The organism is Nocardioides sp. B-3 (assembly GCF_024703895.1).
Classification (GTDB): Bacteria; Actinomycetota; Actinomycetes; order Propionibacteriales; family Nocardioidaceae; genus Nocardioides.
The window spans coordinates 1,224,591-1,238,667 of sequence record NZ_CP087968.1 but is presented as its reverse complement, the minus strand read 5'-3'; the positions used below and the strand labels follow the sequence as shown (position 1 = coordinate 1,238,667).

Here is a 14,077-nt window from a genome sequence, read left to right as displayed (position 1 = left end):
TCGCGCGCGACTTCCGGATCGTGTCCTACGACCAGCCCCGCGGGTGCGCGGCGGCCTACTACCCGGAGACCAATCCGCTGGTGCCGCTCGACTCGACCGCCGAGGGCAGCAACACCCCGACCTCCAAGTCGGTCATCGTGCGCCTGGAGAAGCCGGGCTACGAGCCGACCGGTGTCGGTCGCGACATCGCCGGTGCCCGGGGCACCGGCGAACGACGCGATGTCAACCCGACCCACCTGAGCTGATCAGCCGCGCACCGGCCCGAGCCGCATCTCGTGCCGGAAGCGCCAGAGCACCGGCAGTGCCCGCAACGGGCTCATCCCCTTCTCCATGCTGCGGAACATCTCCTCGGTGCGACCGGCCGGCGTGATCACCCACGTCGCCTGCGTCTCATCGGTGCCGGGGTTCCACATCCGGTGCACGGTCCGGCGGGGGATCGTCAGCCTTTCGCCGGCCGTGAGGTCGCGCGACTCACCCTCGAGATCGACGCGCAGGACCCCAGCCGTCACCTCGAACTCCTCGTCCCGGCGCGGGTGCCAGTGTCGTGGGGGAGCGGAGCCGCCCGGCTGCCGGGTCGACTCGAGGCGCAGGGCGTCCGGCGTCGAGGAGACCACGCGCAGGGTCTGGACGGGGGAGAGGTGGATCTCAGCCATCGGTCGGCGCGAGCACCTGCACCACGATCCCGCTGTCGAGGCGGTGCGTGTCGACGAGCTTCAGGTGCGTGGTGTCGACCTCGGCCGTCGAGGAGCCGGTCGCCCTTGCCGGCGATGACGGGGAAGACCCACAGGTGCAGCTCGTCGAGCAGCCCTCGCGCCAGCAGGGTCTGGTCGAGCTCGCCGGTCCCGAACTTGAGGAGGTCACCGCCGTCCTCCTGCTTGAGCGCGGCCACCGCGTCGCCCACGTCGCCGGCCAGCGGGGTGGCGTTCCACGACAGGTCGCTCAGCGTCCGGGTCGCCACGTGCTTCGGCATCGCGTTGATCTTGTCGGTGTAGGGGTCGCCCGACCGGCCGGGCCGAGCAGCCGCGAAGTTCTCGTAGGTCTCGCGCCCCGGGACGAGGGCGTCGGCGGATTCCATCAGCCCCGTGGCGTACTCCCGGTGCTGGGCGTCCCAGTAGGGCACTCCCCACACCTGCGGGTCACCGATGACGCCGTCCAGCGTCACGAACGTCGATTCGACGAGCTTCCTCATGCAGATCAGTCCTTCTCGTGAAAGGTGCGAACATGCTCGGTGCTGTCGACCCTAGGGACGTCAGCACCCCGGGTCGAGAGGATTTGCTGCCAACAGACCTCGAACTGCGGACGAGGTCGCCGGAGTAGCGTTGGGCACCATGACCAACCCGGAGCGAGACCCGCAGGAGACCGTGGCCAGCACGGGCGACGTCACGTGCGGCATCGAGGTGCTCACGCCTCGCGACGTGCCGCTCGGCGGGCCCCGTGCCATGCGCGTACGCCGCACGCTGCCCCAGCGAGAGCGGTCGCTGATCGGCGCCCGGTGCTTCGTCGACCACTACGGACCCGACCGGGTCGCGGACTCCGGTGGCATGAGCGTCGCGCCGCACCCGCACACCGGTCTGCAGACGGTCAGCTGGCTGTTCGAGGGCGAGATCGTGCACCGCGACAGTGCCGGCAACCACGCCATGGTCCGCCCCGGCGAGGTCAACCTGATGACCGCCGGACAGGGGATCAGCCACTCCGAGGTGTCCACGGAGGCGACGACCGCGCTCCACGGCGTCCAGCTCTGGGTGGCCCTTCCCGACGCGAGCCGCCACGTCGCTCCCGGCTTCGCCCACCACGCGCCCGTCCCGGTGAGCAGTGAGGGCTGGACGGGCCGGGTCTTCCTCGGCTCCCTGCTCGGCGAGACGTCCCCGGTGTCGACGTACACGCCGCTCCTCGGCGCGGAGCTGCACCTCGATCCCGGCGCCCGGCTCGACCTCGAGGTGGACGAGACCTTCGAGCTCGGCTTCCCGGTGGACAGCGGTGTGCTGCAGGTCGACGAGCGTGAGGTGAAGCAGGACGAGCTGGCCTACGTCGCACCCGGTCGCTCGACCGTCACGCTGTCCGCGGGCTCCGAAGAGGTTCGCGTGGTCGTGCTCGGCGGGCCGCCCTTCGGCGAGCAGATCGTCATGTGGTGGAACTTCGTCGGCCGCACGCACGAGGAGGTCGTCGCGTTCCGCGAGGAGTGGCAGGACCGGGTCGTCGGCGTGACCGACGGCCGCGAGGTGCGCGCCGGTCGGTTCGGGATCGTCGTCGACGAGCCCCTGCCACCGATCCCCGCGCCCGCCCTGCCCAACGCGCGCCTCCGGTCCCGCGGCTGACCGATCCGTTGCGTCTCGCCGAACGCCTCGATGCCCTCGCGGATGCCTACGCCGCGCACGGCCTCGATCCCCGGCCCAACCTGCTGCCGGGCGCGAGTGCGACCGAGATCGACGACGTCGAGTCGGCCCCGGGCGTGCGCCTCCCGGCGGCCTACCGCGAGCTCTACGGCTGGAGCGCGGGGACCGCGGACGAGCTCGGCGCTGGTCCGTGGCTGAGGTTCCGGGACATGCACCTGCTGCCGCTGACGCGCGTGGTCGAGGAGCGTGATGCCCTGATCGAGGTGTACGGCTGGTTCGAGGACGTGGACTTCACGACGGTTGCTCCGCTCGCGACCCTCATGCCGGGCTGGGTCCCGCACGCCCCGGTTCCCCACGAGATGAAGATCTGGCGCAGCCACAACCGCGCCCTCGACTTCTGAGTCCCGTCACCCCCAAGTCCTCGGCGTCCCCGACAGACGAACGGACCAAACGGTCGCGAAGGCTCCGCAGCCGAGCGTGAATCTCTGCTCGCCGACGTTGTTTGGTCCGTTGGTCGGCAGCGGGTCAATTGAGCTGACGCCTCCTCAGACGTACGGCGCCAGCGACTCGATCGAGTCCGTCGGCGTCTTCAGCGCGATGCCCGAGCCGATCGCGTGCAGCTGCCACGCGTCGCCGTACCGCACGAGCTTGGCCATGACGGCGCCCGTCTCCCGGATCGCCGGGGGTGAGCGTGAAGCGCGCGAGTTCCACGTCGGCGTCGTCGACCGGGCGGCAGTAGGCGTTGCGGACGTATTCCAGCGAGTGCCCCCGGTAGCTCGTCACCGGGAAGAGGATCGTGTCGACCTTGGCGTAGACCTTGGCGAGGTCGACGCTGATCGCCTCGTCGTCGCCCTCGCCCTTGCCGGTCGTGTTGTCGCCGAGGTGCTCGACCGAGCCGTCGCGGGTGGCGAGGTTGTTGAAGAACGCCACGTCGAAGAACTGCCCGCCGGCGAACTGCACGGCCGACGCGTCGAGGTCGACCGGCGCCGCGCCGCTGCCGGCGAAACCGGCAGTGTGGGTGTGCTCCCAGCCGACGGCCATCCGCAGCCTTCCGAGCGGTTGGCCGTCGCCCGTGGTGAGCGAGTCGCCCGCTGACAGCTGGGTCACTTCTTCGGCTTCTTCACCTTGGGCGGCAACGTCGCGATGTGCTCGCGCGCCCGCTCGATCCACGACATCGCGTCCTCGTCCGAGAAGGACTCGGGCATCGCGAGCCAACCGCCCATCGGCCGCTCGGCCGGCCCGAAGGGACCCGAGCCCTCGATCGCCGACAGCTCCGCGAGGTCCGCGGGGGAGGCCTTGACGCCCACCGCCGACCCGAACAACCCGGCATACATGTTGCCGTTCACGAACGCGCCGACCGAGCCGAACATCGGCTTGATCTCGACGCCGGGCCCCTCGGTCACCAGCGACCGGAAGCGGGCCTTGTCCTCGGCGGTGTGCTTCGGCATCTCCATGGTCGTCAGGCTACGACCGACACGGGCGTACGGCGACCGGCGAACGCCGCCAGCTTGTCGAGCGGCGACGCCTCGGCCGGTGCGTCGACCTCGTCACCGAAGGCGCCGCGAGCTCGCGCGCCGACGATGATGTCGGCGCCGTGCTCGGCCACCCGGGCGACGACCTCGTCGGAGACGACCACCTGCTGGCCGCTGGTCCGGGCGAAGTCCCGGGCGTGGAGAAGGAACTCGATCGAGAGGATGGTGGCCGCCACGGTGGCGGGCAGGTCGTGGCCGCCGGGGCCGGCAACCATGCCCTCGACACCACGGGCGCGGTAGGCCTCGATCACGTCGCCGGCCATGGTGGAGACGCGGTCCTCCAGCGAACCCTCCTCGGGGTTCACGATCTCCGCACCCGCCATGGCGCCGACCCCGACGAGGGAGCCGAAGAGGTGCTCGGCCAGCTGGTGGCCGGTGAAGTCGGCGCACGGCGTCTGGCGCTCGCGGTCCTCCTCGGTGAGCCCCCGCAGGATCGGCTGCAGGACGGCGAGGGTGGCCTCGGCGGCGGTGAGCTCGTCGAGGTTCTCCGGGGCGGCGGCCCACTCGTCGGGGCCTGCGTCGCCGGTCGTCGCGAGCCGCTCGAGTCGCTCGAGGAAGTGCGTCCAGCCCTCGGCGTGGGCGACGGCCTGCTCCTCGGTCAGCCCCTCGTGGGTGAGCGTGACCTCGGTGCCGTTGTCGACCGGGGTGAATGTGACGGTCAGTGTCGAGGCGTCGGGCTCGAGCCCCATGGCGCCATCCTCCCAGCCGAAGCCGAGCACGATCCGCTTGCCCGGCTCGACCTCGCGGACGGTGCCGAGTGCGATGTTGCCGGGGGTGACGGTCCAGCGGTAGTCGCCGCCGACGCGCAGGTCGACGCGGGCCGTGACGGCCTGCCAGCGGCGCAGTCGCTCGGGCTGGGTGACGAGCGCGAACGCCTCGTCGACGGAGACGGGCAGGACAGCGGTCTTGGTGAAGGTGGTCATGGGGTTGCCTTTCAGCGGTTGTCGGTGAGGCGGTTGTCGTTGAGGTGGTGCGCGTCGGCGACGAGCAGGTCGAGCTCGGTGGTCCAGAAGCGGTCGATCTCGGCCTGCAGGTCGCGCAGGCCGGCGGGTCGGACGGTGTAGATCCGCTGCCGGCCGACCTTCTCGGCAGTGACGAGGCCGACCTCCTCCAGCAGCAGCAGGTGCTGGGAGATGGCCGACCCGGTGACGGTGAACTCGGCAGCGATCTCGCCGACCGTCCGCGGCTGCGGGGCCGAGATCTGCAGGATCCGGCGCTCGGTCGGCTCCGCGGCGGCGGAGAGGGCGTCGGTCATGAATAATACGTTAGTCAGAACTAACGTATTGAGTCAAGCCCCGGTTCCCGCAGCGGTGGGTGAGCCACATTCCTGAGTCGGAAAATGTGGCCTGATCACCCCCCGGGTCGGCGTGTCCCCGACGACCCGCCCGGTGCAGGTGTCACACCCACATTCCACGGTCGGAAAATGTGGTTCACGCACCGCCGCGACCAGAGCGATGTCGGTGGCAGCAGGCAGGATGATGCGCATGAGTGGACCGGTGATCGGAGACGACGGAATCGCGCGCTGCCCGTGGGGCGCCGGCGATCCGGTCAACCTCGCCTACCACGACACCGAGTGGGGGATGCCCGTCGAGGGCGAGGCCGCGCACCTCGAGCGACTCACACTCGAGGCGTTCCAGTCCGGCCTGTCCTGGTTGACGATCCTGAACAAGCGTCCGGCCTTCCGTGAGGTCTTCGCCGACTTCGATGCCGACGTGATCGCGGCGTACGGCGATGCCGACACCGAGCGCCTGATGCTCGACGCTCGCATCGTGCGCAACCGCCGCAAGATCGACGCAGCGGTGGCCAACGCGCAGGCGACGGTGCGGCTGCGTGAGGACGGCGGGCTGGCCGAGTTCATCCGGTCCTTCCGCCCCGACAGGACGCCGGCCCCGCACGACACCGCCGAGATGGTGACCACCAGCCCCGAGAGCCTCGCGCTCAGCAAGGCGCTGAAGAAGCGCGGATTCGCACACGTCGGCCCGACCACGATGTATGCCCTGATGGAGGCCATCGGGATCATCGACGACCACCTCGTCGGGTGCCACCGACGCGGCTCCAGCGGAGTGTGGTGAGTCGGGGGTTAACCTCCCGCCATGACCCGTGTGCACGCGTTCGCCGACGACGCCCTGCAGGACCTCGACGCGGTGGGACTGGTGGCCGCGCTGCACGACGGACTGCCCGTCACCGACGTGGTCGACGCGGCCATCGCGCGTGCCAGCGCGGTCAACGCCGACCCGGGCGCGATGGCCTACGAGGCCTTCGACCGTGCGCGTGACGAGGCCCGGAAGCCGAGGCCCGGCTTCTTCGCCGGCGTCCCGACGTTCGTCAAGGACAACGTCGACGTCGAGGGCATGCCCACGCAGCAGGGCACCGATGCCTACGTCGCGAGACCGGCCAAGCGTGACGGCGACTTCGCGCGCATGTTCCTCGCCACCGGGCTGATCCCGCTCGGCAAGACCCAGCTCTCCGAGTTCGGCTTCAACGCGGCCGCCGACCACGTGCGCCTCGGCCCGGTGCGCACGCCCCGGCACACCGACCACTACGCGGGAGCCTCGTCTGCCGGCTCCGCGGCCTTCGTCGCGGCCGGAGTGGTCCCGATCGCCCACGCCAACGACGGCGGCGGCTCCATCCGCATCCCGGCCGCGGTCAACGGACTGGTCGGACTCAAGCCCACCCGTGACCGGTTGGCGCAGGACAAGATGATGCGCGACATGCCGGTGCGGATCATCTCCGACGGCGTGCTCACCCGCTCGGTGCGCGACACCGCCGCGTTCTACCGCGAGGCCGAGAAGGTCTTCCGCCACCCGCGGCTGGCGCCCATCGGCAACATCACCCGACCGGGTCGCGCGCGGCTGCGGGTCGCGGTCGTGACCCGGGGAGTCGGTCGCGACTGCAGCCCGGAGGTCCGCGAGCTCACCCTCAAGACCGCCGCGCTGCTCGAGTCGATGGGCCACCACGTGGAGGAGATCGACCCGCCCGTCCCCGACTCCTTCGTCGACGACTTCCTGCTCTACTGGGCGATGATGGCGATGTTCCTCGTGCGGACCGGCAGGCGCGCGCACGGCCCGACGTGGGACCCCAGCAAGCTCGACAACCTCACCCTCGGGCTCGATCGTCACGCCCGGCGAAACCTGCACCGGCTCCCCGGCGCGATCGCCGCGATCGGCGGCAGCAAGCGCCTCGCGGCGCGCCACCGTTCGGCGTACGACGTCACGCTGACGCCCACGCTCGCGACGGCCACCCCCACTGTCGGCCACCTCTCACCGAGCGCCGACTACGAGCAGATCATGGACCGGTTGCTCGACTGGGTGGCCTTCACACCGCTCGCCAACGCGACCGGTGAACCCGCGATCTCGCTGCCCTTGGCGACCACCTCGACGGGTCTTCCGCAGGGCATGATGCTGGGCGCGGGACGGGGTCGGGAAGCCCGACTTCTCGAGCTGGCCTACGAGCTGGAAGAGGCCGTTCCGTGGCCCCGGATCCGGGACTGAACCGGGTGCGATGAGGCGATTTCAGTTCCCGCTCAGGGCTGTGTATTCTTCTCCGTCGTTGCCCCTTTAGCTCAGTCGGCAGAGCGTCTCCATGGTAAGGAGAAGGTCTACGGTTCGATTCCGTAAAGGGGCTCTGGGTTGGAGCTCGTCGTAGTCTGGCGGCACCTGCCCGGCGGCGGGGTAGCTCAGGTGGTTAGAGCACACGGCTCATAATCGTGGTGTCGTGGGTTCGAGTCCCGCCCCCGCTACCGAACAGCCTGCATCAATTCGCAAACTTCTAAGGACTTCCCGTGGCCAGCAAGAGCTCTGACGTTCGCCCCAAGATCACGCTCGCGTGCGTCGACTGCAAGGAGCGGAACTACATCACCAAGAAGAACCGCCGCAACGACCCCGACCGCATCGAGCTGTCGAAGTTCTGCCCGCGTTGCCGCAAGCACACCGCGCACCGCGAGACCCGCTGATCCCGGGCTTCCACGAAGACCCGCCAGTTCTGCTGGCGGGTCTTCGTCGTTCCCGGCGTCATCTAGGCTCACGCCATGCCTGTCGATCAGTCCTTGGTGGGGCGGGAGTTCCCGCCGACGAGCCAGCGCACGGTGACGACCGACGAGGTGGCCGCGTTCGCCACGGCGCTCGGCGGCACTCCCGACGGCACCGTCCCCCCGACCTACCCGATCGTCCTTGCCTTCGACGCCATGAACGCCTTCCCCGGCCTCCGAGCAGATCGACCTGTTCCGGATCATCCACGGTGAGCAGCGCTTCGCCTACGAGCGCCCCGTCCGCATCGGCGACACCCTGACCGCCACGCTGACCGTCGCCTCACTGCGCCAGATCGGCGGCGCCGACATCATCGGCACCAGCAGCGCCATCCACGACGCCGACGGCGCCCCGGTCTGTACGGCGAAGGCGACCCTCGTCCACACCGGCGGTGCCTCATGATCGCCGGCGAGACGTTCTGACGCGATCACCTACTCGCTGACCCGCGCCGACCTCGGTCGCCTACGCGGAGGCGAGCGGCGACCCCAACCCGATCCACCGGGACGAGGACGTCGCTCGCAGCGTCGGCCTGCCCGGCGTGATCGCGCACGGCATGCTCACCCTCGGCCCGGCCGGCCGCGCGGTCGCGACCCGGACTGACGGCGCCGAGGTCGTGGAGCTCGGCTGCAAGTTCACCAACCCGGTCGTCGTGCCGGCGGACGGTGCCGTCGAGGTCGTCGTCGCCGGCTCCGTGAAGAAGGTCGAGGACGGCACGGCCACCCTCGCCCTCGACGTGACCTGCGACGGCGTCAAGGTGCTCGGCATGCCCAAGGCAGTCGTGCGTGCCTGAGTCATCCCGCAGGCTCCTCTCCGACCACACCACCCTTCGCCTCGGCGGTCCGGCCCGCGACTGGGTGCGCGCCACCACCGAGCAGGAGCTGGTCGACGCGGTCGCGACGGCCGACGCCGACGGCACGCCCGTGCTCGTCCTCGGCGGCGGGTCCAACCCGGTGATCGCCGACGAGGGCTTCGACGGCCGCGGTCGTCGAGGTCGCCACCTCGGGCATCACCCCCGACACCGACGACTGCGAGGGCGTCTGCGGCGGCGTCATGGTCCGGGTCGCCGCCGGCGTGACCCGGGACGACTTCGTCGCCACCGCGGTCGAGCGGGGCTGGACCGGCGTCGAGGCGCTGTCCGGCATCCCCGGCAGCGTGGGTGCCACCCCGATCCAGAACGTCGGCGCCTATGGCCGGGAGGTCTCGCAGACGATCGCGTCGGTCCGCGTCTGGGACCGGACGCTCAAGGGCGTGCGCACCTTCGCGGCCGCCGACTGCGGTTTCGGCTACCGCCACTCCCGCTTCAAGGCCGACCCCGCACGCCACGTCGTGCTCACCGTCGACCTCCAGCTCCGGCCGGGCAGCCCGGGAGCCCCTGTCGCCTACGCCGAGCTGGCGCGCACGCTCGGGGTCGAGGCCGGAGAGCGCGCCCCCCGGCGGCCGTCCGGGACGCCGTCCTCGGGCTGCGTGCGGGCAAGGGCATGGTCCTCGACCCGACCGACCACGACACCCGGAGCGCGGGCTCGTTCTTCACCAACCCGTTCCTCGCGCCCGAGCAGGCCGCGGCACTGCCCGAGGACGCCCCCCGCTGGCCGCAACCCGACGGCACCGTGAAGTCCAGCGCCGCCCGGCTGATCGAGCGCGCGGGCTTCGGCAAGGGCTACGACATCGGCGGGCGCACGTCGTTGTCGACCAAGCACACGCTCGCCCTCAGCAACCGCGGCGGCGCCACCACCACCGAGCTGCTCGCGCTGGCGCGCCGTGCGTGACGGGGTGGAGCAGGCGTTCGGCGTACGCCTCGTCAACGAGCCGGTGCTCGTCGGCTGCACCCTCTAGGGATCAGTTGGACGGGGCGGACGTCGTGTAGCCCTCCACCGGGTCGTAGGTCAGGTCGTCGCTCTCGCTGAAGGCGGCCGGGCCGACGATCGCGACGGCGAGCCCGATCACCACGAGCAGCAGCAGTCCGGTGCCGATCATGCCCATGACGCGGCCCGCCTGCGCCCCGGTCGCGCCCGGACCAGCGACCCGGATTGGCGTCGATCTCCTTGACCGCGCGGCCACCGACCATCCACGCGAACGGCGCGAGCACGATCGGGACGCCACACACGAACATGCCGCCGAGGGCGCCGATGCCCAGCACCATCGCCGTGGTCGCGGACGGGTGCTTGGGCTGCATGGCGCCGTACATCGGCGTGCCGTAGGGCACCCGGCCGTAGGGCTGCTGCTGACCCCAGCCGGGCTGGCCCTGCGGCGCCCGGCCCCAGGGCTGCTGCTGTTGCTGGCCATAGGGCGGGCACGGCGACGCCTGCTCGCCCGACGGAGGCGACTGCTGGCCGTAGGGCTGGCCGTAGGGCTGCGTGGGCGGCGCGTCGGTCGGCTGGCCGTAGGGCGAGGCCGGCGGCTCGTTGCCGGCACTCGGCGGCGGCGTCTCCGGCTTGGGCCAGTTGGGGTCGTAGGGGTTGCTCGGCGGCTCGTCAGGTGGCGTCACGGTTGCATCCTCTCAGGTGCCGATGCCAGCCAGTCGTCGATTTGGCGGGTCGATTCGGTGACCGGGTCGGCCCGCGCGCGCGACGCCGCGAACGAGCTCCGGGCGAGGCCGGCCGGGGTCGCGTCGTCGAGGTCGTGGGCGGCCCGCATGGTGGCGTACTGCCCGGCCAGTCTCGAGCCGAAGAGCAGCGGGTCGTCGGCGCCCGGGGCGATCGTGGCGCCGGCCGCGAGCAGCTGGGGGAGCGGGACCGACGTGAGGTCGGAGTAGACGCCGAGCGCGACGTTGGACACCGGGCACACCTCGAGCGCGACGCCGGCCTCCACGATCCGGTCGAGCAGCGCCGGGTCCTCGGCGGCTCGCACCCCGTGGCCGAGCCGGTCTGCTTGCAGCTCGTCCGGGCACACGCGGATGTGCTCCGGTCCGCGCAGCTCGCCGCCGTGCGGCGCGAGCAGCAGCCCCCGCGCGCTCGGCGATCGCGAAGGCGCCGGCGAACTCCGCGGTGCGCCCGCGGCGCTCGTCGTTCGAGAGCCCGAAGCCGACCACGCCGCGGCCGGCATATTGACCGGCCAGCCGCGCCAGTGTGCGGGCGTCGAGCGGGTGCCGGGTCCGGTTGGCGGCGATGACCACTGCCATGCCCGGGCCCGTGCGGGCGGAGGCGTCGCGGACGCAGTCGAGCACCGTGTCGGTGAAGGCGGTGATGCCGCCGAACCTCGCGGCATAGCCGCTCGGGTCGACCTGGATCTCCAGCCAGCGGCCACCGTCTGCGACGTCGTCCTGCGCTGCCTCGAGCACCAGTCGCCGTACGTCGTCGGGCGTGCGCAGCACGGACCCGGCGACGTCGTAGAGGCGCTGGAACCGGAACCAGCCCTTCTCGTCGGCGGCCGAGAGCTGCGGCGGCCAGTCCTCGACGAGGCTGTCCGGGAGGGCGATGCCGTCGCGCTCGGCGAGCTCCAGCAGCGTCGCGTGCCTCATTGACCCGGTGAAGTGCAGGTGGAGGTGCGCCTTCGGCAGCGTCAGGAGGTCGCGGTGCCCGGGCATGGCCGTCATGCTAGGCCCGGGCACCGCCCTCCTGAGGTCGCCGGGCTCAGCCCTTGCGGAGGATCTCGGCGAGCACCTGCGGGTAGTTCGTGATGATCCCGTCGACCTGCCATGCCACGCGCGACGCATGTCCTGACCGCCGTTCACGGTCCAGACGTTGATCTCCATGCCAGCGGCGTGCACTGCTGTGACCGTGCCCTCGCCGATGGCACCCAGCGCGGGATTGACCTGCTCGGCCCACGTCGAGGCCTCGTCGATCTGGGCTCGGGTCGGGGGCGGTGCCGAAGAGCAGGCCGGTCGGCACGTCGGGCGCGAGGTCCCGGTAGGCCTTCAACCAGACGTGGTTGAACGCCCGGACGACGACCTCACCGCGCTTGAGTGCTCGCGTGAACTCCGGCAGCGCACGCAGCTCCTTGTCGAGGTCGAGCTCGATCCCCGGGTAGAGCTCGGGAGCCTTGGGCTCCGGGAGCATCCCGGCCCGGTTGCCCACAGCCCCGACCCATTCGGCCGGGGTCGGGACGCGCTCACCGGCGAAGGCGGGCGAGAACCACGACCCGGCGTCGAGCTGCTTGATCTCGGCGAGGGTGAAGCTGCCGACCGACCACGGAGCGCGATCGGGGAAGACCTGCTCCACATCGGTGGTGCGGGCGAGGGTGGTGTCGTGCATGATCACCAGCTCGCCGTCGGCGGTGCGCTGGATGTCGTTCTCGATGATGTCGGCGCCCCGGGCCGGGGGCGCGCTCCACGGCCGCGATCGTGTTCTCCGGTACGGCGCCCGAGGAACCGCGGTGGGCGATGTTGTCAGTGGTGGCGCCCGAGCCGGCTGGGGCGGCAGCGGCCGGTTCGACCAGACCAGCGGCGAGGACGCCGCCGACCAGCAGGGGGGCGATGCCCGGGGTGAACCTGCGCAGGGGGTGGTTCATCGAAGCTCCCGAGGTTTGAAAGGTCCTCACCGGACGGCGAGGCCCCTCAACCTCGCCCCACCTCCCCGACGGCCGGATGGCGAGAGCACGAACGGCGGGTGAGGCTTGCACGACGATGCTGATGCGGGCCGCCGGTTCTGACGTCGCTGGGTGGGCTTGCGTATGCTTCGGGTTTGGTGGATCTCACCAATGCTTCGTGCTGCCCGTCACCGGGTGCGCGGTGCAGGTGCAGGACCGCCGGAGGGCACTAGCTCAATTGGCAGAGCATCGGCCTCCAAAGCCGAGGGTTGGGGGTTCAAATCCCTCGTGCCCTGCAAGACACCCGGAAAAGCAAGACAACGAAGAGAAGGTGGCAGACGTGTCTGACTCCAGCGCTGTACACGAGTCCCGTGAGGACTCGCGTCACGACGACGGTCGACGCACCGGTCCAGCCACGTTCTACCGCCGGGTGGTCGCCGAGCTCCGCAAGGTCGTCTGGCCGACGCAGGAGCAGCTGATCACCTACTTCCCCGGTCGTGATGGTCTTCGTCCTCGTGATGATGGCGTTCGTCTCGGCCCTCGACCCGGCATTCGGCAAGCTCGTGTTTGCCGTGTTCGCCAACGACTCTGGTCAGTGACCGCCCGCCGGTTCGCCGGCCGGGCGAGTCGCCCCTGAGTGATGAGCACCAGTCCAGTCGATCGGCAAGCAGCAAGCCGATCACACCCAGCAGATCTACGTTCGGAGCACTACGTGTCGGATCAGTACGACTCCTCGGATGAGTACGAGGCCACTGACGCCCCCGAGGCGACCCCGGAGGCGGCCCTCGAGGACGCCACCGAGGACGCCGCCGAGGAGACCACGGCGGCCGAGGTGACTCCCGACGCGGACGCCGAGGACGGTGTCGTTGACGACGAGTCGGCCGACGATTCCGCTGACGACGAGGTGGACGAGGCCGTCGAGGCGGAGTCGGTCGAGGACGAGCCTGCCGACGACGACCCGCTCGAGGCCTTCCGCCGCGAGCTGTGGGCCAAGCCGGGCGACTGGTTCGTGGTGCACACCTACTCCGGCATGGAGAAGCGGGTCAAGCAGAACCTCGAGAACCGCATCATCTCCCTCAACATGGAGGACTACATCCACGAGATCGTGGTCCCCACCGAGGAAGTCGCCGAGATCAAGAACGGCCAGCGCAAGATGGTCACCCGTACCGTCCTGCCCGGCTACGTCCCGGGTCCGCATGGACCTCACCGACGAGTCCTGGTCGGCCGTGCGCCACACGCCGTCGGTGACCGGTTTCGTCGGCCACAGCCACCAGCCGGTGCCGCTGAGCATGCGCGAGGTCGAGGACATGCTCGCCCCCGCCGTGGTCGCCGTTGCCGAGGCCGAGGCTGCCGCCGCTGCCGGCGACACGTCCGGTCGTGGCTCCGCCACCGCCAAGAAGCCGGTCGAGGTTGCCGACTTCGACGTGTCCGACTCCGTGATGGTCGTCGATGGTCCGTTCGCCACGCTGCACGCGACGATCACCGAGATCAACGCCGAGTCCCAGAGGGTCAAGGCCCTCGTCGAGATCTTCGGCCGGGAGACCCCGGTCGAGCTGAGCTTCAGCCAGATTCAAAAGGTTTGAGCGGACGGAGCTTGCTCCGGCCGGTCAATCAACCTTTTGGGTTGAGGAGCGTCACCTGCAAACCCGAGCTAGCGAGGGGATGCGGAACGCGTCACGAAACACCAGTTTCAATTGAAGTAACACCAGTGGCAGGGGGAGTT

At 70.6% G+C, this 14,077-nt stretch carries 21 protein-coding genes, 3 tRNA genes and 3 pseudogenes; 16 read left to right on the top strand and 11 right to left on the bottom strand.

The window, feature by feature from the left end:
- The first annotated feature begins 20 nt into the window (after nt 1–20).
- Complete coding sequence (locus LP418_RS30495; RefSeq protein ID WP_336275935.1) at nt 21–245, top strand: hypothetical protein; 225 nt, start codon at nt 21–23, stop codon at nt 243–245.
- Here LP418_RS30495 and LP418_RS08220 read toward each other — a convergent pair whose 3' ends face one another.
- Together LP418_RS08220 and LP418_RS08215 are read right to left on the bottom strand one after the other, a co-directional pair.
- Nucleotides 246–614 (bottom strand): cupin domain-containing protein, encoded by a 369-nt coding sequence (locus tag LP418_RS08220; protein ID WP_336275934.1) that lies wholly within the window; start codon nt 612–614, stop codon nt 246–248.
- Nucleotides 506–1,189, bottom strand: a complete 684-nt coding sequence (locus LP418_RS08215) for a dihydrofolate reductase family protein (RefSeq protein WP_257955941.1) — start codon at nt 1,187–1,189, stop codon at nt 506–508. Before LP418_RS08215 ends, LP418_RS08220 begins: the two co-directional genes overlap by 109 nt.
- A gap of 139 nt (nt 1,190–1,328) precedes the next feature.
- Here LP418_RS08215 and LP418_RS08210 point away from each other — a divergent pair, with 139 nt between their 5' ends.
- Together LP418_RS08210 and LP418_RS08205 are read left to right on the top strand one after the other, a co-directional pair.
- Nucleotides 1,329–2,315, top strand: coding sequence for a pirin family protein (locus tag LP418_RS08210; protein WP_257955940.1), 987 nt, complete (start codon nt 1,329–1,331; stop codon nt 2,313–2,315).
- A gap of 8 nt (nt 2,316–2,323) precedes the next feature.
- Nucleotides 2,324–2,734: an SMI1/KNR4 family protein gene (locus LP418_RS08205; RefSeq protein ID WP_257955939.1), complete on the top strand. Its 411-nt coding sequence runs from the start codon at nt 2,324–2,326 to the stop codon at nt 2,732–2,734.
- A gap of 124 nt (nt 2,735–2,858) precedes the next feature.
- Here LP418_RS08205 and LP418_RS08200 read toward each other — a convergent pair whose 3' ends face one another.
- The 4 genes from LP418_RS08200 to LP418_RS08185 are packed head-to-tail and all read right to left on the bottom strand — an operon-like array spanning nt 2,859 to nt 5,120.
- Nucleotides 2,859–3,440, bottom strand: coding sequence for a TerD family protein (locus LP418_RS08200; protein WP_257955938.1), 582 nt, complete (start codon nt 3,438–3,440; stop codon nt 2,859–2,861).
- Nucleotides 3,437–3,781: a TfoX/Sxy family protein gene (locus tag LP418_RS08195; protein ID WP_257955937.1), complete on the bottom strand. Its 345-nt coding sequence runs from the start codon at nt 3,779–3,781 to the stop codon at nt 3,437–3,439. The genes LP418_RS08200 and LP418_RS08195 overlap by 4 nt, the downstream gene beginning before the upstream one ends.
- 11 nt (nt 3,782–3,792) lie before the next feature.
- Nucleotides 3,793–4,788: a TIGR03086 family metal-binding protein gene (locus LP418_RS08190; RefSeq protein ID WP_257955936.1), complete on the bottom strand. Its 996-nt coding sequence runs from the start codon at nt 4,786–4,788 to the stop codon at nt 3,793–3,795.
- Nucleotides 4,789–4,799: 11 nt separating this feature from the next.
- Nucleotides 4,800–5,120 (bottom strand): ArsR/SmtB family transcription factor, encoded by a 321-nt coding sequence (locus tag LP418_RS08185; RefSeq protein WP_257955935.1) that lies wholly within the window; start codon nt 5,118–5,120, stop codon nt 4,800–4,802.
- Between the two features lie 241 nt (nt 5,121–5,361).
- On the opposite strand from LP418_RS08185, the gene LP418_RS08180 reads away from it, so the two are divergent.
- From LP418_RS08180 to LP418_RS08145, 8 genes are all read left to right on the top strand, one after another.
- Nucleotides 5,362–5,937, top strand: coding sequence for a DNA-3-methyladenine glycosylase I (locus tag LP418_RS08180; protein ID WP_336275933.1), 576 nt, complete (start codon nt 5,362–5,364; stop codon nt 5,935–5,937).
- Nucleotides 5,938–5,958: 21 nt separating this feature from the next.
- The gene (locus tag LP418_RS08175) at nt 5,959–7,356 is read left to right on the top strand and encodes an amidase (RefSeq protein ID WP_257955933.1); all 1,398 of its coding nucleotides are present in this window, start codon (nt 5,959–5,961) and stop codon (nt 7,354–7,356) included.
- Nucleotides 7,357–7,416: 60 nt separating this feature from the next.
- Nucleotides 7,417–7,489: transfer RNA gene (locus LP418_RS08170), tRNA-Thr, on the top strand.
- Nucleotides 7,490–7,530: 41 nt separating this feature from the next.
- Nucleotides 7,531–7,604: transfer RNA gene (locus LP418_RS08165), tRNA-Met, on the top strand.
- A 42-nt stretch (nt 7,605–7,646) separates the two neighbouring features.
- Entirely contained in the window at nt 7,647–7,817 is a 171-nt protein-coding gene (gene rpmG, locus LP418_RS08160; RefSeq protein ID WP_028654832.1) for a 50S ribosomal protein L33, read from the top strand.
- A gap of 75 nt (nt 7,818–7,892) precedes the next feature.
- Nucleotides 7,893–8,105 (top strand): MaoC family dehydratase N-terminal domain-containing protein, encoded by a 213-nt coding sequence (locus tag LP418_RS08155; protein WP_257955932.1) that lies wholly within the window; start codon nt 7,893–7,895, stop codon nt 8,103–8,105.
- Nucleotides 8,077–8,292, top strand: a complete 216-nt coding sequence (locus LP418_RS08150; RefSeq protein ID WP_336276034.1) for an FAS1-like dehydratase domain-containing protein — start codon at nt 8,077–8,079, stop codon at nt 8,290–8,292. Before LP418_RS08155 ends, LP418_RS08150 begins: the two co-directional genes overlap by 29 nt.
- Before the next feature lie 91 nt (nt 8,293–8,383).
- Nucleotides 8,384–8,680 (top strand): MaoC/PaaZ C-terminal domain-containing protein, encoded by a 297-nt coding sequence (locus LP418_RS08145; RefSeq protein ID WP_257956942.1) that lies wholly within the window; start codon nt 8,384–8,386, stop codon nt 8,678–8,680.
- A gap of 1 nt (nt 8,681) precedes the next feature.
- Here LP418_RS08145 and LP418_RS30490 read toward each other — a convergent pair whose 3' ends face one another.
- Nucleotides 8,682–8,942: a hypothetical protein gene (locus LP418_RS30490; RefSeq protein WP_336275932.1), complete on the bottom strand. Its 261-nt coding sequence runs from the start codon at nt 8,940–8,942 to the stop codon at nt 8,682–8,684.
- Here LP418_RS30490 and LP418_RS30485 point away from each other — a divergent pair.
- Nucleotides 8,941–9,066: pseudogene (locus tag LP418_RS30485) on the top strand (UDP-N-acetylmuramate dehydrogenase); the annotation flags it as partial. The gene LP418_RS30490 and the pseudogene LP418_RS30485 overlap by 2 nt on opposite strands.
- A 302-nt stretch (nt 9,067–9,368) precedes the next feature.
- Nucleotides 9,369–9,656 carry a hypothetical protein gene (locus LP418_RS30480; protein WP_336275931.1) on the top strand — a complete coding sequence of 96 codons (288 nt, stop codon included), beginning with the start codon at nt 9,369–9,371 and terminating at the stop codon, nt 9,654–9,656.
- Nucleotides 9,657–9,688: 32 nt separating this feature from the next.
- Here the strand turns inward: LP418_RS30480 and LP418_RS08135 are convergent, their stop codons facing one another.
- From LP418_RS08135 to LP418_RS08120, 4 genes and pseudogenes are all read right to left on the bottom strand, one after another.
- Nucleotides 9,689–10,375, bottom strand: coding sequence for a hypothetical protein (locus tag LP418_RS08135; protein WP_257955931.1), 687 nt, complete (start codon nt 10,373–10,375; stop codon nt 9,689–9,691).
- Entirely contained in the window at nt 10,372–10,932 is a 561-nt protein-coding gene (locus LP418_RS08130; protein ID WP_257956941.1) for a hypothetical protein, read from the bottom strand. Before LP418_RS08130 ends, LP418_RS08135 begins: the two co-directional genes overlap by 4 nt.
- Nucleotides 10,901–11,347: pseudogene (locus LP418_RS08125) on the bottom strand (adenosine deaminase); the annotation flags it as partial. The gene LP418_RS08130 and the pseudogene LP418_RS08125, both read right to left, overlap by 32 nt.
- A 112-nt stretch (nt 11,348–11,459) precedes the next feature.
- Complete coding sequence (locus LP418_RS08120) at nt 11,460–12,086, bottom strand: glycerophosphodiester phosphodiesterase family protein (protein ID WP_257955930.1); 627 nt, start codon at nt 12,084–12,086, stop codon at nt 11,460–11,462.
- A gap of 491 nt (nt 12,087–12,577) precedes the next feature.
- Between LP418_RS08120 and LP418_RS08115 the strand changes: the two genes are divergently transcribed.
- The 3 genes and pseudogenes from LP418_RS08115 to nusG all read left to right on the top strand — a co-directional run bounded on the left by LP418_RS08115 (nt 12,578) and on the right by nusG (nt 13,937).
- Nucleotides 12,578–12,650 (top strand) — tRNA-Trp (locus tag LP418_RS08115).
- 44 nt (nt 12,651–12,694) lie between these two features.
- Nucleotides 12,695–12,991: a preprotein translocase subunit SecE gene (secE, locus tag LP418_RS08110; RefSeq protein WP_257955929.1), complete on the top strand. Its 297-nt coding sequence runs from the start codon at nt 12,695–12,697 to the stop codon at nt 12,989–12,991.
- 75 nt (nt 12,992–13,066) lie between these two features.
- Nucleotides 13,067–13,937 (top strand): annotated as a pseudogene (nusG, locus tag LP418_RS08105) (transcription termination/antitermination protein NusG).
- The last annotated feature ends 140 nt before the right edge of the window (nt 13,938–14,077 follow it).